Source organism: Mesorhizobium sp. M0011 (genome assembly GCF_040324155.1).
GTDB lineage: Bacteria > Pseudomonadota > Alphaproteobacteria > Rhizobiales > Rhizobiaceae > Mesorhizobium.
This window is the reverse complement of sequence record NZ_JAMYVQ010000029.1, coordinates 1-19,340: the sequence shown is the minus strand read 5'-3', so window position 1 is coordinate 19,340 and position 19,340 is coordinate 1. Positions and strand designations below refer to the sequence as shown.

At 63.8% G+C, this 19,340-nt stretch carries 18 protein-coding genes; 13 read left to right on the top strand and 5 right to left on the bottom strand.

What is annotated here, in order from left to right:
* Positions 1–31: 31 nt before the first annotated feature.
* Positions 32–1,036, bottom strand: a complete 1,005-nt coding sequence (locus NKK51_RS25560) for a BMP family lipoprotein (RefSeq protein ID WP_013530296.1) — start codon at positions 1,034–1,036, stop codon at positions 32–34.
* Positions 1,037–1,290: 254 nt separating this feature from the next.
* Here NKK51_RS25560 and NKK51_RS25555 point away from each other — a divergent pair, with 254 nt between their 5' ends.
* On the top strand, positions 1,291–1,875 hold the full coding sequence (locus NKK51_RS25555; protein ID WP_352554988.1) for an amino acid synthesis family protein: 585 nt from the start codon (positions 1,291–1,293) through the stop codon (positions 1,873–1,875).
* On the top strand, positions 1,872–2,456 hold the full coding sequence (locus tag NKK51_RS25550) for an amino acid synthesis family protein (RefSeq protein WP_023809102.1): 585 nt from the start codon (positions 1,872–1,874) through the stop codon (positions 2,454–2,456). The genes NKK51_RS25555 and NKK51_RS25550 overlap by 4 nt, the downstream gene beginning before the upstream one ends.
* Before the next feature lie 3 nt (positions 2,457–2,459).
* Here NKK51_RS25550 and NKK51_RS25545 read toward each other — a convergent pair whose 3' ends face one another.
* The 3 genes from NKK51_RS25545 to NKK51_RS25535 are packed head-to-tail and all read right to left on the bottom strand — an operon-like array spanning position 2,460 to position 4,943.
* The gene (locus tag NKK51_RS25545; RefSeq protein ID WP_023809101.1) at positions 2,460–3,653 is read right to left on the bottom strand and encodes an amidohydrolase family protein; all 1,194 of its coding nucleotides are present in this window, start codon (positions 3,651–3,653) and stop codon (positions 2,460–2,462) included.
* A gap of 44 nt (positions 3,654–3,697) precedes the next feature.
* Positions 3,698–4,249 carry a MarR family winged helix-turn-helix transcriptional regulator gene (locus NKK51_RS25540; protein WP_352554987.1) on the bottom strand — a complete coding sequence of 184 codons (552 nt, stop codon included), beginning with the start codon at positions 4,247–4,249 and terminating at the stop codon, positions 3,698–3,700.
* Positions 4,250–4,298: 49 nt separating this feature from the next.
* Positions 4,299–4,943 carry a cysteine hydrolase family protein gene (locus NKK51_RS25535; protein WP_352554986.1) on the bottom strand — a complete coding sequence of 215 codons (645 nt, stop codon included), beginning with the start codon at positions 4,941–4,943 and terminating at the stop codon, positions 4,299–4,301.
* Between the two features lie 232 nt (positions 4,944–5,175).
* On the opposite strand from NKK51_RS25535, the gene NKK51_RS25530 reads away from it, so the two are divergent.
* Both NKK51_RS25530 and NKK51_RS25525 read left to right on the top strand, forming a co-directional pair.
* Entirely contained in the window at positions 5,176–6,030 is an 855-nt protein-coding gene (locus NKK51_RS25530; RefSeq protein ID WP_023809098.1) for an NAD-dependent epimerase/dehydratase family protein, read from the top strand.
* Positions 6,027–6,833 carry an SDR family NAD(P)-dependent oxidoreductase gene (locus NKK51_RS25525; protein WP_023809097.1) on the top strand — a complete coding sequence of 269 codons (807 nt, stop codon included), beginning with the start codon at positions 6,027–6,029 and terminating at the stop codon, positions 6,831–6,833. The genes NKK51_RS25530 and NKK51_RS25525 overlap by 4 nt, the downstream gene beginning before the upstream one ends.
* Before the next feature lie 105 nt (positions 6,834–6,938).
* Here the strand turns inward: NKK51_RS25525 and NKK51_RS25520 are convergent, their stop codons facing one another.
* Positions 6,939–7,724 carry an SDR family NAD(P)-dependent oxidoreductase gene (locus tag NKK51_RS25520; protein WP_023809096.1) on the bottom strand — a complete coding sequence of 262 codons (786 nt, stop codon included), beginning with the start codon at positions 7,722–7,724 and terminating at the stop codon, positions 6,939–6,941.
* 98 nt (positions 7,725–7,822) lie between these two features.
* Here NKK51_RS25520 and uxuA point away from each other — a divergent pair, with 98 nt between their 5' ends.
* The 9 genes from uxuA to NKK51_RS25475 all read left to right on the top strand — a co-directional run.
* Positions 7,823–9,007: a mannonate dehydratase gene (uxuA, locus tag NKK51_RS25515; RefSeq protein WP_023809095.1), complete on the top strand. Its 1,185-nt coding sequence runs from the start codon at positions 7,823–7,825 to the stop codon at positions 9,005–9,007.
* A 340-nt stretch (positions 9,008–9,347) separates the two neighbouring features.
* Positions 9,348–10,757: an LLM class flavin-dependent oxidoreductase gene (locus NKK51_RS25510; protein WP_352554985.1), complete on the top strand. Its 1,410-nt coding sequence runs from the start codon at positions 9,348–9,350 to the stop codon at positions 10,755–10,757.
* Complete coding sequence (locus NKK51_RS25505) at positions 10,754–11,992, top strand: acyl-CoA dehydrogenase family protein (protein ID WP_352554984.1); 1,239 nt, start codon at positions 10,754–10,756, stop codon at positions 11,990–11,992. Before NKK51_RS25510 ends, NKK51_RS25505 begins: the two co-directional genes overlap by 4 nt.
* An 8-nt stretch (positions 11,993–12,000) precedes the next feature.
* Positions 12,001–13,425: an LLM class flavin-dependent oxidoreductase gene (locus tag NKK51_RS25500; RefSeq protein ID WP_023809091.1), complete on the top strand. Its 1,425-nt coding sequence runs from the start codon at positions 12,001–12,003 to the stop codon at positions 13,423–13,425.
* Positions 13,422–14,567 carry an LLM class flavin-dependent oxidoreductase gene (locus tag NKK51_RS25495; RefSeq protein WP_032908642.1) on the top strand — a complete coding sequence of 382 codons (1,146 nt, stop codon included), beginning with the start codon at positions 13,422–13,424 and terminating at the stop codon, positions 14,565–14,567. Before NKK51_RS25500 ends, NKK51_RS25495 begins: the two co-directional genes overlap by 4 nt.
* 50 nt (positions 14,568–14,617) lie before the next feature.
* A complete protein-coding gene (locus NKK51_RS25490; RefSeq protein WP_352554983.1) occupies positions 14,618–15,880 on the top strand; it encodes an acyl-CoA dehydrogenase family protein in 1,263 nt (420 codons plus the stop codon).
* Positions 15,877–17,094 carry a GNAT family N-acetyltransferase gene (locus NKK51_RS25485; protein WP_128302608.1) on the top strand — a complete coding sequence of 406 codons (1,218 nt, stop codon included), beginning with the start codon at positions 15,877–15,879 and terminating at the stop codon, positions 17,092–17,094. Before NKK51_RS25490 ends, NKK51_RS25485 begins: the two co-directional genes overlap by 4 nt.
* A 123-nt stretch (positions 17,095–17,217) precedes the next feature.
* Positions 17,218–18,975 carry an ABC transporter substrate-binding protein gene (locus tag NKK51_RS25480; protein WP_352554982.1) on the top strand — a complete coding sequence of 586 codons (1,758 nt, stop codon included), beginning with the start codon at positions 17,218–17,220 and terminating at the stop codon, positions 18,973–18,975.
* The coding region (locus tag NKK51_RS25475) for an ATP-binding cassette domain-containing protein (protein ID WP_352554981.1) at positions 18,858–19,340 on the top strand (483 nt) is incomplete at its 3' end. The genes NKK51_RS25480 and NKK51_RS25475, both read left to right, overlap by 118 nt.

Below are 19,340 nucleotides of genomic sequence, written 5' to 3'. Positions count from 1 at the left end.
GCTTTCTTGGGAGGGAGGCGCTGTTGTTGGCTTATTTTGCCTTGGCGATCACGATCTTGCCGTCAACGATGCCCTTTTTGATCTCATCGAGCTTGGCGGTCATCTCTGCCGGGATCTTGGCGGCGATGTCATCGCAGACCTTGACCTCGACACCGCCCGAGGCGAGGTCGAAAGTGCGGGTGCCGGCGGTGATCTTGCGGCCCTCGACCTCGTCCTTGATCAGCGTGTAGACGGCGATGTCGCCGCGCTTCAGCATGCTGGCGAGCACATTTCCGGGAGCCGAGCCACACATGTCGATGTCGACGCCGATCGAATATTTGTCGACCGCGGCACTTGCCTGCATCACGCCTTCACCCGTCGGGCCGGCGACGTTGTAGACAATGTCGGAGCCTTGGCCGTAAAGCGCCTGGGCAAGTTCGCTTCCCTTGGCCGGGTCGTCGAAGGTTCCGGCGAAGACGGAGTTTACCTTGACGTCGGGCGCGGCATATTTGGCGCCTTGCTCGTAGCCGCCCAGGAAGTTGCGGATCACCGGGATATCTCGGCCACCGACAAAGCCGATCGCCTTGCCGTCGCCGATCTTGTCGAAGGCGGTGCCCTTGGCTTCGATCATGCCGGCAAGCGCGCCGGCGACGAAGGATCCCTGCTCCTCGGCGAAATTGGCGTAGATCATCTTGGGGTTGTCGAGGACGCCATCGATGAACACGAAGCGCTGGTCAGGATATTCGGCGCTGACCTTTTGCAGCGAGTCCACCAGCTCCCAGCCCATCACGAAGATGAGGTCGTACTGTTTGCCCTTGGCAAGATTCTCGAACTGCTGCTGGTAGTCGAGCGCGCGATTGCCGGTGTCGACCAGCTTGAGGTCGATGCCGAAATCGGTCTTGGCCTTGTTGAGGCCGTTGACGATCGAAACGCCGAAGCCCTGGGCAAAATATCCCGAGATGGCGGCCACGGAAACCTTGGCCTGTGCCGCGGCCGGTCCGAACGAAATGGCAAGCATCGTGCCGGCCAGAAATAAACTCTTGAGCGCCCTTTTCATGTCATTCCCCTTCAGCTTTTTTCAGCTTTTGAAGCCACGCTTTGACCATCCCCACGTGTCCGCCGGGACAACGGCGAGTTCGTTGATGGTCATATGAGTTTAGGAGCGGCTTAACAGGCTGTCAATCGTCATCCGATGCAGTTTTCTTGGCCCTTCGCCCACTTGCTCGACGTCTGCGCTTGACAAATGTCCATGGGCATAATTGTTGATACTCTAATGAGTTTTTATGAACGACGGGATGAAGGAAGCGAACGATGCCGGCTGTGGTGGTCAGGAAATTTCTGGTTCAGGTCGAAGAGATATTCCATGAGGGCGGACCCCACGCGGCACGCCCGCTCAAGCGGGGCGCGGTCGTCGCGGTCATCGCCAACCCTTTTGCCGGACGTTATGTCGAAGAGATCACTGGCTTCATGGAAGACCTGAAGCCGCTCGGTCTCGATATGGCTCGGCGCCTGATCGACGCCATTGGTGAAGGCGGCCAGGCCATCGAAGGCTATGGCAAGGGTGCCATAGTCGGCGCCGCCGGCGAGCTTGAACACGGCGCGCTCTGGCATAATCCGGGCGGCTATGCGATGCGTGAACTGCTCGGCAATGCCAAGGCGATCGTGCCTTCGACCAAGAAGGTCGGCGGCCCCGGAACGCGCATCGATATCCCGATCACGCACATAAACGCCTCCTATGTGCGCAGCCATTTCGATGCGATCGAGATCGGCATTGCCGATGCGCCGCGCGGCGACGAAATGGCCGTCATCCTGGCGATGACCACCGGCGCACGCGTTCATGCACGGGTCGGGGGCCATTGCGCCGCCGCCAAAAAGGGCGGGGACGGATTGCGATGAACCCGGAAATCCGCCGTATCATCACCATCGTCGAGGAAACCCGGATCGAAGGCGGGCGGCCCGTCGATCCGCCGACGCGGCGTGCCGCAGCCATCGCGGTGATCCGCAACCCCTATGCGGGTACCTACGTCGAGGACCTGTCGGCACTGAGCGCCATAGGCGAAGCATTGGGAGATATCTTGCCCAAGCGCGCCGTCGCTGCTCTGGGCATTGCCGGCGACCGGGTCGAGAGCTTCGGCAAGGCCGCCGCCGTCGGCGCCGACGGTGAGCTCGAACATGCCGCCGCCATCCTTCATCCAAAGCTCGGTGCCCCGTTCCGCGATGTGCTCGGCAAGGGGGCCGCGCTCATTCCTTCATCGAAGAAGCGCGGCGGCCTCGGCGTGCCGCTCGATATTCCGCTCGGTCACAAGGATGCGGCGCGGGTGCGCAGCCATTTCGACGGCATGGAGGTTCGTGTTCCCGACGCACCGCGGGCCGACGAGATCGTCGTCGCTATCGCCGTCACCGATTCCGGCAGGCCGCACCCGCGCGTCGGCGGGCTGACCAAGGACAAGATTGTCGGGATTGACGGCGTCGGCTGACCGTCAGGCCGCCAGGACTTCCGGCACCCGCATCGCCGGAGGCGTATTTCTGCTCCGGCCGGTCCGCACCACGCCGTCGATGACGACCATTCCAATGCCTGGAAGATTGCCCAGCGCCACGCTGTCGAGCAGCCCGTCGCCGGCACCGCCGATCGCTTGATCCATGAAGATCAGGTCGGCGGCGCGACCGGCCTCGATGATGCCGCGATCATCCAGTCCGCGCACACGCGCCGTGTTGCCGCTGGCAAGACAGAACGCCACTTCCGGCGCGATACCACCCAGCGAAGCCAGCATGGTCAGGGTTCGCAGGATGCCGAGCGGCTGCACGCCGGATCCGGCCGGGCTGTCGGTGCCGAGGATGACGCGCGAAAGTTCGCCGCGCTGCCTTGCCAGGTCGAGCACGAACAGTCCGGTGCGCAAATTGCCGTTATGGACGATTTCAAGCGCCCTCGAGCCCTTCTCGCAGATCTGCCGTATTTCCGCGTCGGGCAGGGCGGTTGGCCCGCCATTGACGTGCGCGACGATGTCGGCGTCGACCTCCAGCACGACATCCGCGCCGATGCGGCCGGAGCCGGGCAGGGATGGACCGCCCGTGTGGGTCATCGAGGTCATGCCGTATTTGCGCGCCCAGGCGATCATCTGCCGGCCGGTCGGCCCGTCCTTGACGCCGCCAAGTCCGACCTCGCCGACAAGCGTCACGCCGGCCTCGGCGAGACTGCGGAAGTCTTCCTCGGTAAGGCCGGGTTCCAGGATCGGTGCCCCGGCCAGGATCTTCATGCCGTTCGGACGGAAGTTGGAGAAGGTGCGTTGGGCAGCGATCGCCAGCGCCTTCAGCCCGACAAGGTCGCGCGGTCGGCCCGGCGTGTGGACTTCACCCGCCGAGATCATGGTGGTGACGCCGCCATGCACAGTCGAATCCATCCAGCCGATCTGGTTCTGCCGAGGCGTCCAGTCGCCGGCCACCGGATGGGCGTGGTTATCGATAAGACCCGGCGAGACCGCACAGCCCATCGCATCGATGATCGTCGCCGCGCTGCCGCCATCAATGTCGCCTGCCTTGCCAATGCTGGTGATGCGTCCATCGCTCACGACGATGGTGTCGGCGTCGATGATCGGTTGTGCGAGATCGCCACTCAGCATGAGACCGATATTGCGGACGACGAGCGTGTTGGCAGACGACTGGGAGTCGGACGACATCGGTTCTCACTTTTGCTGTTATGGAAAAAAGGACTGGACGCGGCTTATTTGCCGCCGTCGCCATTCGATGGGTCGTCGTCGTTGATGCGCTGGAGCAGGCGAAGCAGCGTCGCCTGCTCAGCCGGTGAGAGCGGCGACAGGAACCGCCGCCCGACCTCGACGCTGCGTTCGAGCCGCTCCAGCGTATAGTCGGTCCCTTTGCCGGTCAGCGCGATCATCGTCAGGCGTTGGTCGGTTTCGGAGGCGCTGCGCGTGATCAGCCCGTGTTTGAGCAGTTTGCGCATGACGATGCTGATGGTCGACGGGTCCATCGCCGTCAGCCGGCCGAGATGGTTCTGCGAGACTTCGCCATGCTTGAGGATCGTGGCGAGCGCCGCGAATTGCGTTGGCGAAAGGTCTTCGCCGGCCATCACCTGCTGGAAGCGCAACGTCGCGCGCTGATGCGCCCGGCGGATGACGTGCGCCGGGTGGCGGTCCAATTCATAGCCGGTCTCGGCGTATTGTTGCAGCACTTGCTCGCGGCTCGGGGGTGCATAGCCGCTCGGCGTTTTCGGCGTCGCGCCTTTTTCGGATTGCGGTTTCTTTTCAGTCGTCACACCGGACTCCTATCGCCGCTGTCTTGGATGTCGCCGGTTTGAAAAAAGCTCAAGCCGCGACCTCCGCTGGTTGAAGCGACCTCCCGTCGCGGAGGGCTGCGACGACATCAGCCGAATCGCTGACCACGCCGAAATGGGTCGCTATGTCATAGAGCGAGCTTTCCTGCTCGCGTGGTCCCGTCGCCGCGCAGCAATCGCTTGGCACCACCACCTCATAGCCCTCGAAAAAGGCATCATGGACGGTCGAGCGCACACAGATGTTGGTGACCACGCCGAAGATGATCAACTGATCGGTCTGCATGTCTTTCAGCGTCAGGTCGAGGTCGGTTTGAAAGAAGGCCGAGTAGCGCCGCTTGATCACATGGATCTCGTCATCGCGGGCGCCGAGATCCTCGATGATCTCCGGCCCCCAGCTTCCATCCAGGCAATGCGGTGTGCGCTTCAGCCATTCGCGCTCGCGTCGCATGCCCGGCCGGTGGCTGTCATGGACCCAGATCACCGGCACGCCGGCGGCGCGCGCGGCCTCGATCACGGCCAGTTGCGGCGCGACCAGCGTCTCGTACCCAGGCAGGACCATGGCCCCGCCGGGCTTGCAGAACTCATTGACCATATCGATGACGATAACGGCTACACGGCGTGGATCGAGGCGCACCGCGTCATCGTGCCGATGTGAGGAAAAACTGTCCACGGACATGGCGAGCTCCTTTGACCGATCGTTGATGCTCATACAAAAAACCCTAGCGGATGCCAAGTCAATCCCGTTCGACGCAAAGCGTGCTGGTCGGCCTTGCGCACCGCGCTCCGACAAGCGTATGCGCTATTTGTCCATCGCGAAATGGCCTTGACAACGCTTGTCAGGCATGTGCTCGATTTGTATGACCATCAACAATATTCAAGCCGCTTAATTGCGGAGCCGAGGCCGAGATATGAAAACCATCGTCACCGGAGCCAGCGGCCTGCTTGGCCGCCATGTGGCCGAGGCTCTGGTTGCGGCCGGCCACGATGTGCTTGGTGTCGATGCCGTGGTGCCGGGTGAGGTCGCATGGCGCCACGCAACCGCCGATTTGACCGATCTGGGATCGACACTGCAGCTGGTGCGCGATTGCGATGCCGTTGTGCATGTCGCGGCCATTCCGCGGCCGACCGGCCGGGCCGGCGGCGAGGTGTTCAAGACCAACATCACGACCGCCTACAATGTGGTCGAGGCAGCTGCCATGGCCGGCGCCAGGCGCTTCGTCTATGCCTCGTCCTTCAGCGTTTTCGGCTATCCCTTTTTCGAGAAACCTGTGCGGCCGCCCTATCTGCCGGTCGACTTGAACCATCCGGTCGGCGCGCAGGACCCGTACGGCCTGTCGAAATGGCTGGGCGAGGAAATCGTCGACGCGGCGGTGCGCCGGGGGGCCTTCTCGGCGGTCAGTATCCGCATGCCGTGGATCCAGACGCCGGGTTCTTTTTTCGAGGGCGTCGGGCCGCGCCGCGCCACCGCCGACAGTGCCCGCGACCTGTGGGCCTATCTCGATGCGCGCGACGCCGGGCAGGGCTTCCTGCGGGCGCTTGAATGGCAAGGCGATGGCCATCTGCGCGTCCTCCTGAGCGCCGCCGACACATTCATGGAAGAGGAGACCGAAGCGCTCGTGCGCCGGGTCTATCCTGATGTCGCTCTGTCGCGGCCGATCGCCGGCTTCGGCGCCGTGCTCGACACGGTCCATGCGCGCGAAACGATCGGTTTCGAACCAAAGTATTCATGGCGTTCCTATCCAAAGCCGGAGACCGAAGGATGAAACGGTTCGACCAGAAAAAGGTCCTCGTCACCGGCGGCGCCGGCGCGATCGGCAGCGCAGCGGTGCGGCGTTTCCTTGACGAAGGCGCGCGGGTCGCCATTGTCGACCGCAATGGCGCGGCGGCGCGGCAATTGGCCAGCTCCCTCGGCGACGACGCCCTGGCGATCGAGGCTGACGTCACCGATGAAGCGGATGTGCGGCGCGCCGTCGCAACGATCGTCGAGGCGTTCGGCGGCCTCGACGTGGTGTTCAACAATGCCGGAATTTCCGGCGTCGTCGCTCCCGTTCACGACCTGCCGGTCGAAGACTGGGATACGACCATCCGCATCAATCTGCGCGGCATCTTCCTCGTGCTGCAGGCGTCGCTTCGGGCGATGATCGAGGCCGGGACCGAAGGCTCGATCGTCAACATGGGCTCGTCCATGGCCGGTTGGGACATCCTTTCGGGTGGTGCCGGCTATGTCGCTTCCAAACACGGGGTGGTCGGCCTGACGCGGGTCGCAGCGCTCGATGCCGCGCCTTACGGCATACGCGTCAACGCCATCTGCCCCGGCGTGATCGAGACGACGCTTGGCGTGCCGGTTTCCGGCGACGGCGAATTCAAGAGCAGCGTCCAGCATTTCGCCGACCGCATTCCGTTGCGCCGCATCGGCCAGCCGGACGATGTCGCGGCCGCCGTGGCTTTCCTGGCCTCCGACGAGGCGAGGCACGTCACAGGCGTGGATTGGCTGATCGACGGCGGCCAGACCTTGCAGAGCTGGGCCAACGCGCCGGCTGGCGGCGCGTTTCCGAAGTTTCGCTAGGGTGCGGCGCCGGGGCGCGCTCACCGTGCAGCCTGTCTCGGCCTTCAATGGCGAAGTGTAAATAGTCGGACGTCAACGACTCCCGGTCGCCCGACCCCTCATGATTTACTTCACGCCGATGCCGGCGGTCAGGCCGCCATCGATCTTGTAGTCCGCGCCGGTGCAGAAGCCGGCCTTCGACGAACACAGGAAAGCGATGAGTTCCGCCACCTCCTCCGGCTCGCCGATGCGCCCGATGGGATGCGCTTCGCCGAAGCGCTTGTAGGCGGCCTCTACATCGGCATCGCTGCCATTGTCGCCACGCGCGGCCTTTTCCAGGATCGGAGTGCGGATCGAGCCGGGGCTGACGGAATTGACCCGGATGCCCGAGCGCGCATGGTCGAGGGCCAGGGCACGCGTCAGCGTGTGGATGGCGCCCTTGGTGGTGGCATAGGCGGCGACGTTTTGCTGGCAGGCAAAGCCCTGCACCGAAGCGACGTTGACGATGGCGCCGCCGCCCCTTCGGACCATTTCCGGGATGCCGAAATGCGTTGTCAGATAGATCGACCCGACATTGACCGACATCGCCTTGTTCCAGGTCTCGAAATCGGTGCTGGTCGCGGTTCCGTACGGATGCACCGCCGCCGAATTGACGATGATATCGAGGCCGCCGAACCGCTCGACGCCAGTCGCGACCGCGTCGCGAACCTGATCGGGCACGGAGACGTCGGCGTCTATGACCAGCGCCCCGGCTGCGGAGCTTTCCAGTTCCCATTTCAGCGCAGCGTTGGCCGCGCGGTCGATGCCGCAGGCGACGATCGCAGCACCCCCTGCAGCGAGGCGTCTGGCGGTTGCGAGGCCAATCCCGGTCGTGCCCGTCACCAAAGCCACCTTGCCGTCGAAATCCTTCATTGGGAAAACTCCTTCATTCGCTGTCCGAAACCGTTCCTAGTTTGACACCCATCGTGGTCCAACAATAGGTTGCCGTTCTCTCGCAGAAGGAAGCGGCAATGGAACAGTGCTGGCGCTGGTATGGACCGAACGACCCGGTAACGCTCGATCATGTCAGGCAGGCCGGTGCGACCGGCGTGGTGAGCGCCTTGCACGATATCTATGACGGGCGCGCCTGGGCCCTCGAGAGCATTCTGGAGCGCAAGCGTGTCATCGAGGCCGCCGGCCTGAAATGGTCGGTGGTCGAGAGCATCCCGGTCCACAACTCCTTCAAGATCGGCACGCCGGAACGCGAGCGCTACGCCGGCTACTATCGCGACTCAATCCGCGCGCTCGCCAAGGCCGGCATTGCGACGGTCTGCTATAATTTCATGCCGGTGGTCGACTGGACGCGCACGGATCTCGCCTATCGGCTTCCCACGACCGGTTATGCACTGCGTTTCGACGCCATCGATTTCGCGGCCTACGATTTGTTCGTGCTGAAGCGCGTCAATGCCGAGGCCGGCTATACCCCCGCCCGCATCGCCGAGGCGGAAGCGCGGCTGAAGGAATTGAGCAGCGAAGCTATCGACAGGATCGAGCGCAACCTGATCGCCGGCCTGCCGGCAACCGAGCGCAGTTATAACAGGGACAGTTTTCGCGAGGCCTTGGCGGAATACGACGCGATCGGACCAAAGGAGCTGCGCGACAACCTTGCCTGGTTCCTGCGCGAGATCATTCCGGTGGCCGAAGAGGAGGGGGTGCGCATGTGCATCCATCCCGACGACCCGCCCTTCTCGCTCTATGGCCTGCCCCGCATCGTTTCGACCGCCGAGGATGCGCGTTTCATCCTCAACGCCGTCGACAGCCCCGCCAACGGCCTGACGTTCTGCACTGGCTCCTATGGGACACGCGCCGACAACGACATCGTCGCCATGGTCAAGGAGTTCGCGGACCGCATCCATTTCGTCCATCTGCGCAACATCACCATCGAGGATGACGGCTCGTTCCACGAGGCCGAGCATCTCGAGGGCGGCACCGACATGGCGCATGTGATCCTGGCTCTGATGCAGGAAGAGGCGCGCCGCCGCCGGGAGGGCCGTGCCGACTGGCGTATTCCGATGCGGCCCGACCATGGCCATCTGCTCGCCGACGATATCGGCAAGACCAGGATCAATCCCGGCTATTCGCTGATCGGCCGGCTGAAAGGCCTCGCCGAGCTGCGTGGCATCATGCGCGCCATCGAGCGGTTCGAACTGGCTTGAGTGGTTCCCTCAATTCGGCTGGCAGAATCTGAAACTATCGCGCCGGTTTTGCACTCCCGCGGTGCTTGTATGCCACATTGATGAGAAACGCCCTGGGTCGCATCGCGCAGGGCAGCCATGCGCTGCCGCAGTTCGGCGAAGCTGGGCATGGATTGTCCGCATGGCTTGACGACAACCTTGGTGATGCGGCTCGAGACTGGCCGCTTCGACACCATCCAGTAATGGATTGTCACAAACACCGCGATCTTTAGGAAAAATCTCCACGCGCGATGCTTTGAATTACACTAAATCCATAGACAAAGATCGATCCCGTGCTGAGCGCGTTTGTCTGGGTGGTCATATGGCAAAATCTCCTATTATTCTCAATGGCTTCACCATGAATGCCGTCTCCCATGTCGCCTACGGCCTTTGGCGTCATCCGGCCGACCAGGCCTATCGACATGCCGAGCTCGACTACTGGATCGAGCTTGCCAAAGCACTGGAGGAGGGCGGCTTCGATTGCTTGTTCATCGCCGACGCGCTGGGCCTTCTCGACGTCTATGGCGGTGGGTACGACGCCTCGCTGGCAAAGGGCGTGCAGTCCCCCGTCAACGATCCGCTGTTGCTGGTCTCAGCGCTTGCCGGCGCGACAAGCCGGCTGGGTTTCGGCGTCACCGTTTCGACGACCTACGAAAAGCCATATCTGCTGGCGCGCAAATTCACCACGCTCGATCATCTCACCAAGGGGCGGATCGCCTGGAACGTCGTCACCTCGCAGCTCGACAGCGCGGCGCGCAATCTCGGTCTCGACAGGCAGGTGGCGCATGACGAGCGCTACGAGATCGCCGACGAGTTCATGGATGTCGCCTACAAGCTCTGGCAGGGTTCCTGGGAAGACGGTGCCCTGGTGCGTGATCGCGGCAGCGCCGCCAACCCGGACGGTCTCTATACCGATCCGGAAAAGGTCCATCCGATCGTTCATTCCGGTCGCTACTTCAACGTTCCGGGTCCGCATCTCTCGGAGCCCAGTCCGCAGAGGGTGCCGGTGCTGTTCCAGGCGGGCGGTTCGCCGCGCGGCCAGCGCTTTGCCGCTCGTCACGCGGAGGTGGTCTTTGTCGCCGGCGCCGATGTCGATGGCATCCGCCGCAATGTCGCTGAGGTGAAGCGGCTTGCCCGCGATGAAGGCAGGGCTCCAGGCAGCATCAAGTTCATATCCGCGGTCTCGGTGATCACGGATGAAACCGACGCCGCCGCGGCCGCCAAGCTCGCTGACTACAGGTCGCACTACGATGTCGAAGGCGCGCTGGTGCATTATTCGGCAACGACCGGCATCGATTTTTCCAGGCACGATCTCGACCAGCCTATCCGCTACACCGAAACCGATTCCAACCGTTCCCTGCTGCGCATGTTCGATGACCCGTCGTCGGGCCGCCAGTGGACCTTGCGCCAGGCGTTCTCGCCGGAGGGCGGTTTCGGGCGCGGCAAGTCCTTTGTCGGCGGCCCCAAGACCGTTGCCGACGAGCTCGAGCAATGGCTGGAAGCCACCGACACCGACGGCATCAATTTGACGCATGTGGTCAGCCCCGGCAGCTTCATCGATTTCTCCGCCCACGTCGTTCCCGAGCTGCGGAAGCGCGGACGAATTCGCGAGGATGTCGGTCCCTCGCTGCGGTCCAGGCTCTTCGGGCGTGACAACCGGGTGCCCGCCGATCATCCGGCGGCGCAACACGCTTTCTCGCAGGGCCGTCAGCCGGAGGCTTTGGCATCATGACCATCCACGCCACCGTTCAGCATGAACAGCGCAGCGATTTCCAAGGCTGGGCCGAGAAGGCCGAGGAGGTCGTGCGCGAACTCAAGCGAACAGCTGCAGCGCGCGATCTGGCCGGGGCCGCCCCGCATGCCGAGATAGACCTTTTGCGTCTGGCCGGCCTGCTGACGATCTATATTCCGAAGCGATTTGGCGGCGGTGGCGCGACGCCGGCCGAAGTGCTCAGGATCGTCCGCATCCTGGCCAGGGGCGATACATCGATAGCCCAGATCGTCATCTACCATCTCTTCGGCACGGCAATCGGATTGGACGGCGACAACAAGTCCCTGATCGAAAGACGGCTTCAAGGCTTTCTCTCCAAGGGCTGGTTTCATGCCGGCATCGCGCAGGCCGCCTATGAGCCGCTTGTCGAGGCGAGGCAGGTGGACGGCGGTTTCGTGCTCAACGGCGCCAAGCCTTTCACCAGTGGTGCACAAGTGGCCGACACGTTGCAGGTCTGGGTGCGCTTTGCCGGGAGCACGCGGATCGCCGGCACCGATGCCAGCGGTCATATCGGCCAGTTCATCGTCGCCAACCCCACGTCAGGCCTCAGCTTCGGCAATGACTGGGACAATATCGGCCAGAGGCTGACGGTGAGCGGCAGTGCGGCGCTCGAAAATGTCGCCGCATCCGCCGACGATCTGGTCGGGCATTGGCCTGATGATACGGTTCATCCGCCGCATGCCACGCTGCATGTGCCGATCGTTCATGCAGCCTTCGGCGAACTTTATCTCGGCACCGCCCTTGCTGCCCTGGAAGACGCCAGGGATTACATCACCCAACGCGGCAGGCCATGGCTGTCCTCGCCGGCAAAGAAAGCCTCCGAGGACACGCTGGTTGTCGAGCGCTTCGGCCGGCTTTCGATCGCGCTGGCGTCCGCGCAGGCGCTCGCGGACGCCGCCGGCGAGGCCGTGCAGCGCGCCTTCGAGCGAGGCAGGGATCTCACCGCGGAAGAGCGTGGCCATGCCGCGGCAATCGCCTACCAGTCGAAGGTGCATTCGACCGAGGTCGCCCTAGAAGTGACGTCGCGGATATTCGAGCTCACCGGCGCCCGCTCGACGGCGCGCTCGTTCGGCTTCGACCGCTACTGGCGCAACGTCCGCACCCACAGCCTGCATGATCCCGTCCACTACAAGGTGCTGGAAGTCGGTGACTTCGCGCTTAACGGCCGTGTGCCGCCGCCAACCTACTATTCGTGAGCCGAAGCATGGCAAGTTCCACCCATAAGGCGGTCAAGCCTCTCATCCTCAACGGCTTCGGTATGACCGTGGTCGGTCACGTGTCGGCGGGCCTCTGGCGTCATCCGAGCGACCGCGCCAACACCTACACCAGCCTCGAATACTGGACCTCGCTGGCCAAGCTGCTCGACGACGGCGGCTTCGACGCGCTGTTCCTCGCTGACGCGCTTGGCCACCTCGATGTCTTCCGGGGGACACCGGATGCGTCGCTGCGCACCGCAGCCCAGTCGCCGGTCAACGACCCGCTGCTGCTGGTCTCGGCAATGGCCGCCGCCACCAGGCATCTCGGCTTCGGCATCACCGTGTCGACCACTTACGAGCAGCCCTATCTCCTGGCCCGCAAGTTCACCACGCTGGATCATCTGACCAAGGGCCGCATCGCCTGGAACGTCGTCACCTCGGTTCTGGAATCGGCGGCGAAGAATCTCGGCCTGGAGCGCCAGATCGACCATGACGAGCGTTACGATCTGGCGCAGGAATTCCTGGATGTCACCTACAAGCTCTGGGAGGGATCCTGGGAGGACGGGGCGGTCGTGCACGATCGCGAGAAGGGGCTCTACACCGACCCTTCCAAAGTCCATCCGATCGGCCATCACGGCAAATATTTCTCCGTGCCCGGCGCGCATCTCGCGCAGCCCAGTCCGCAGCGCACGCCGCTTCTGTTCCAGGCGGGAACCTCGCCGCGCGGGCGCGAATTCGCTGCTCGCAACGGCGAGGTGGTGTTCCTCGGCGGCACCAGCACGGCCTCCATCCGCCGCTCGGTCGAGGCGATCCGTGCCCGCGCCGTCGAACTCGGACGGGCGCCGGATGCGATAAAGTTTATCACCGCGGTCACCGTCATCACCGGAGCCACGGACGAAGAGGCCGAGGCCAAGCACAAGGACTATCTATCCTACACCAGTGTCGAAGCGGCCCTGGCGCTGTTTTCGGCATGGACCGGCGTCGACTGGTCGCAATACCCACTCGACCACCCGCTCGAATATATCGAGACAAATGCCGGCCGTTCAGCCCTTGCCAATCTGACGCGGATCGATGCCGACCGGCGCTGGACCGTGGCCGGGATCGCCGAGTATATCGGGCTCGGCGGCATCCATCCCAAGCTGGTCGGCTCACCGCAGAGGATCGCCGACGAGCTCGAACGCATCGCCGATGAATCCGGCGTCGACGGCTTCAACCTGGCCTATGTCGTCAGTCCGGGCACGTTCGAGGACTTCATCGAATTCGTCGTCCCGGAGCTGCGGCGGCGGGGTCGCATCCGGGAACGTGGCGCGCCCGGCACCACGATCCGCGAGCGCTTCCAGGGAGCGGGCCAGCGGCTGCTGCGCGACGACCACCCGGGAACAGCCGCACGCGACCGCTCGAACTGGGGTACCATCGTCGAGGCGGCCGAGTGAGCGGCATCCATCTCCACTGGTATCTGCCGACCAACGGCGACAGCCGGGAAATCGTCGGCTCTGGCGATGATTCCCATCTCGGCAACGGCCCGTCACGATCGCGGTTTCGGGAAGCGAGCCTCGATTATCTCTCGCTGGTCGCCAAGACCGCGGAGACGTTAGGCTTCGAAGCCGTGCTGACGCCGACCGGAACCTGGTGCGAGGATGCCTGGATAGTCACGGCAGCACTGGCGCAGGTCACGACGCGGTTGAAGTTCCTCGTCGCCTTCCGTCCCGGCCTGATCTCGCCGACGCTGGTCGCCCACCAGGCGGCGACCCTTCAGCGCATATCGGGTGGGCGGCTGCTGCTCAACGTCGTCACCGGAGGCGATCCGCGGGAGCAGAAACGCTTCGGCGATCATCTCGGCCACGACCAGCGCTATGAACGCACGGGAGAGTTCCTCGAGATCCTGCGCGGCGTGGTCCTGCCAGCCGGTTCGGGCCGGCGCTTCGATTTCAGGGGAAAGCACTATGACATCGAAGGCGCCCAGATCGATTTCGGCAAATGGCCGCTTCCCGATATCTTCTTCGGTGGCGCAAGTGGTGCTGCGCAAGCGGTCGCCGCGCGCCATGTCGACACCTATCTGGTCTGGGGCGAGAGCCCGGCAACCGAGGCTGCCCGGATAGGCCATGTGCGGGAACTCGCCGCCGCGCAGGGCCGCAAACTAAGCTTCGGCATACGCCTGCATGTCATCAGTCGCGATACCGAGGCGCAGGCCTGGGAGGAGGCCGAGAGGCTGCTGGAGAGACTGACGCCGGAGCGGATCGCGCAGGCGCAGGCAATCCTGGCGCGCACGGAATCGGCCGGCCAGCGCCGGATGAACGCGTTGCATAGCGACAGCGGCACCGCGGCGCTCACCGCGCGCAGCGTGCGCGATCTCGAAATATCGCCGCATCTGTGGGCCGGCTACGGCTTGGTTCGCGGCGGCGCCGGCACGGCGATCGTCGGCAGCCACGAGCAGGTCGCGTCCCTCATCGAGGAGTACCACGCCGTCGGCTTCGACCACTTCATCCTGTCGGGCCAGCCGCATGTCGAGGAAGCCTATCATTTCGCCGAAGGCGCGCTGGCGGTCTTGAAATCGAAGGGGCTGCTCGCAGCCTGAAACATGTGCGGCCTCAGGTGGACGCGACAATGGAGCATGACGAGAAGACAATGTCGGACATTCAGATCTATCCGGGCCTCAGCGACGCCGAATTCGAGACCTGGGCCGAGAAGGCCCGCGACGTGGCGCAGCAACTCGCGGCAACGGCGCTCGAACGCGACCGGGCGAACAAGGACCCGGTGGAAGAACTGGCGCTGCTGCGCGACAGCGGCCTGCTCGGCTTGGCTGCGCCACGCGAATTCGGCGGCGCCGGCGCAAACCTCGTCCAGGCGCTCAAGATCAGCCGCATCATCGCGGCCGCCGACGGCTCGATCGGACAGTTGATCGCGTATCATTATTCCAACGGTGTCTGGACTTACATTCTCGGCACGCGTCAGCAGTGGGAAAAGACGGCGCGTGGCGTCGGCGCACAAGGCTGGTTCCAGGGCGGCGTCAGCAACCCGCGCGACCAGTGGAACGAGATCGAGCATGTCGGCGACCGCCGCTTCCTGAACGGCAGACGCACCTTCGCAACCGGCGCCTCGGTGGCCCAAGTCATCACCGTCAGCCTCTGGGACAACGGCAAACGCGCTCACTATCAGATCCCGCCGACGCGCCAGGGCATCAGCTTCGGCGGCGACTGGGACAATCTCGGCCAGAGACTGACGGCGAGCGGCAGTGTCATTTTCGACCGTGTCGAAGTCTTCGAGGATGAGCTGCTCAGCGCCCTCGACGATTATGAGGGCGATGTCGAATTGCGCGACGGCCTGCGCGTCCTGTTCAGCCAGCTCATCTTCATCAATTTCTATCTCGGCATCGCCGAGGGCGCTCTTGCCGCCGCCGCCGATCATGTCCGCCGCTTCGGCCGGCCCTGGCCGGAGTCCGGGCTGGAACGGGCGATCGACGATCCCTACCATCTGGTGCTGTTCGGCCGGCTATCCGCCGGCATTGCGGCGGGCATAGCAATCGCCGACAAGGCCGCGGCGCTTTACGAGGCGGCACTGCATGCCGGAGCGTCGGTGACGGCGCAGCAATGGGGCGAACTCGCAACGATCATCGACCAGGGCAAGATCGTCGCCAACGACGTCGTGCTCGACGTGACGGCGCGCATCTTCGAAGCGACGGGCGCGCGCTCGACGGCCAACAAATATGGCCTCGACATCTATTGGCGCAACGCGCGCACCCATACCGTCCACGATCCGGTCTCCTACCGGGCGCGCGAGGTCGGCACATATCTGCTGGCCGAAACGCTGCCGAGACCGCGAACCTATGCGCAGCCGCCGCAGCCGGAAGCGCACAAGCCTGAAGCCGTGCCCACGCGGAAGGCATCATGATATCGGATGTGCGCCTGCTGACCGGGAAGGCCGAACTCGCGCAGGCCGCACGCACCTTCCGCACGGCCATGGTCGGCCTGCCGCCGCTCGGCCCGATCGACGACGCGCTGATCGACAGACTGTTCGAGCCGGATCGCACCTGGGGCGCCTTCGACGGCGAGACGCTCGTTGGCACAACCGACTCCTATTCGGGACGGATCGCGGTTCCCGGCGGCGCCTGGTTGCCGCAGGCCGCGGTCACCCATGTCGGCGTGCTGCCCACCCATACGCGGCGTGGCGCCGCCACGGCGCTGTTCAAGGCGCAGCTGCGCGCCGCGCGCGAACAGGGCGAGGCGGCGGCCACCTTGCGGGCCTCCGACGCGCGCATCTACGGCAACTTTGGCTATGCGATCGCCAATACTTCTGTCAGCCTGGAAGTCGACACCCAGCGCGCGCGCCTGCGGGCAGGGCTGACGTACTCCGACAAGATTCGGCTGATCGACAGCGACGATGCCTGGGCGATACAGGCGCGCATCTACGCGGGTCAGCCTGTTTCGCGCGCGGGCGTCATCACACGCTCGGCCTATTGGTGGGATTTTCAGGCGTTGCGCCAGACGCACAGCGGCACGCCTAACTACGTCGCCGTTCACGGCGACAAGGGTTCGGAAACCGGGTTCGTGCGCTATCACCCTGTCGGCCTCGACAGCTGGTTCACCAGCTCGGAACGCACCATCGTGGTCGATGATATCGTGGCCTACAGTCCGGCCGCCTATGTCGCGCTGGTCGCACATCTGCTGGCGGTCGACCTGCCGCATCGCATCGTCTTCTGGAGCCGTCCCGCGGACGATCTGCTGCCGTGGCTGTTCGAGGATTTTCGAAGCGTTCGCGTTTCGGCGGCGCGCGACGAAACATGGCTGCGGCTCCTGGACGCTGAAAAGGCTCTAACAGCCCGGTCCTATGCCGGGCAGGGCAGCGTCGTGCTGGAAGTCTCCGATGCCATCCTGCCCGAGAACGCGACCAGGCTGCGCCTCTCGCCAGAAGGAGCCGAGCGCACCAATCTGTCCGCCGCCGTGGTGACGGACGTGGCCGCGGTTTCGGCGGCCTATCTCGGCGGCGTGAAGTGGTGGCAGCTCGCGCAGACGGGGCGCCTCGGCGACTTCGACCGGGCTGCGGTCGAAACGCTCGACACGCTGTTCACGGCGCCGGCCTTGCCTCATTCCGGAACAATGTTTTGACAGGCGGAGCTAATATAAAATGTATTTTGAAAGTGTGTTTGAAAAATGGGTAATTTTATCTCAAAATTATTCTCGCTAAATGCAATGGTATTTTGAAGAATTATTTATAATCGGAGAGAAGTAATGACAACACATGTTGCGCGTAAGTTACTATTGGGAATTGCAGGTGGCATTCTGTCGATTTATGTTCTTGGTTCATCCGCGCAGGCGGAAGATCTGAAGCCTGGTGGGGTCCTGCGCATTGCTTCGATCCAGTCCGATCTCGATGCGTTCGATCCGCTCACCGGCTACAGCATCGATTCCTGGGAAATCCTGCGCGCAACAACGCGCCAGCTGGTGACCTATCCCGGCTCGCCAGCCGGCCTCAAGGAGGACACCACGCTCGTGCCGGATCTCGCCAAGTCCTGGGACATCAGCGACGACGGCAAGGTCTACACCTTCCATTTGAAGGACGACGTGTTCTTCTCCGGCAGCCTCGAGCGCAAGATCGTCGCCAGCGATTTCGTCTATGGCGTCAAGCGCTTCTGCGATCCCAACAAGCAGGTCGCCGCCATCAACTATTTCAACCTCGTGATCTCCGGCTTCGTCGACTATTGCAAGGAATTCGCGAAAGTGCCGACAGGCGATCTCGCGGCGACCAAGGCTTTCACCGACACGCACGAGATTGCCGGCGTCTCGGCTCCCGACGAGCACACGCTGGTCATCAAGTCGGACACCAAGAACTACGACTTCCTCAACATCCTTTCGATGAATTTCGTGTCGCCGGTGGCGCCTGAGATCGCGTCCAAATATTTCCCGGACTCGCTGGAGTCGCGCAAGAACCTGCCGTCCAGCGGCCCTTACTATGTCGACACCTACGAGCAGGGTCAGAAGCTGGTCCTGAAGAAGGCAAAGAATTTCAAGCCGGAGTCCGACCAGGCGCGCAAGGCCTATGCCGATGAGATCGACATCGATTTCACCGCCAACAGCGAGGACAGCGTCGTCCAGAAGATCATCGCCGGTGAGGCCGATCTGTCGCTCTATCTCGACATCCCGCCCATTCCGACGATCCAGCGCTTCCTGTCGCAGAAGAGCCCCGACATCCATGTGACGAACAGTGGATCGGCGAACTTCATCACCTTCAACCAGCGGCCGGAGGTCAAGAGCGACGGGGCCGAGGCGCTGCGCAAGCTGAAGGTCCGGCAGGCGCTGACCTATGCGGTGAACCGCGAGCATCTGGCGCAGACCCAGGCCGGCTCGATCGGCGCCGTGCCGCTCACCCAGATCATCACCTCGACCATCCTCGGTTTCGAGAAGTTCGACCCGTACCCGACCGAAGGCTACAGGGGTGATCCGGCCAAGGCCAAGCAATTGCTTGCCGAGGCAGGCTATCCGAACGGCATCGCCTTCGACGCCATCTATCGCGGCAACGCGCAGTTCGAAGCGATTGCCGTGACCCTGAAGGAGGATCTGGAAGCAGCGGGTATCACGCTCAACCTGATCCCGATCCCGCCGACACAGTGGTACGCCTTCATCCAGGATCCGAAGAGCCGTTGGGATCTTTCCCTGGGCGGAACATTCTCCCCGGATTGGCAGGGACCGAGCACGCGCATGCTGCTTGGCGGCTGGTTGAATTCGGACGCGGCACCTTGCGGCACCGGCAACGTCCACGCCATCTGCTACAGCAATCCGGAACTCAACAAGCTCGCGGCACAGGCCTATCCCTCCGACGATCCGGGGCCGATCTGGACGAAGGCCGACAAGCTCGTCTCCGCCGATCTGCCGTGGATTCCGTTGTTCGAGAAGCGCAAGGTCGTGGTCACTTCCGATCGCCTCGCCAACTGGGTGTGGTCGTCGCTGGCGGTGAATGCCGACATCACCAACATCGCTCTCAAGCAGTAGCAAGGCCGGACCGGCAAAAGGAGGCGCGCGTGCCCATCTTCTCTGTCGCCGATCTGCGCGTCGCGTTCGGCGGCGTGGACGTGGTGCATGGCGTCTCGTTTGGAGTCGGGCCAGGCAAGACACTCGCCATCGTCGGCGAATCGGGCTCGGGCAAGAGTGTGTCGCTGCTCGGCGCCACCGGCCTTCTGCCGCCGGCGGCGAGCGTACGCGGCAGCGTCCTGCACAAGGGCGATGAGATACTGGGCCTCGGGGCCGGGGCCCGGGGCCCCCCGGGCGGGGGCCGCCACCGGGGGGGGGGGGCCGGCCCCCCCCCCCCGCCACAAAACCCGAACAAACAAACCCCACCCCAAGGCCGCCGCCGCACA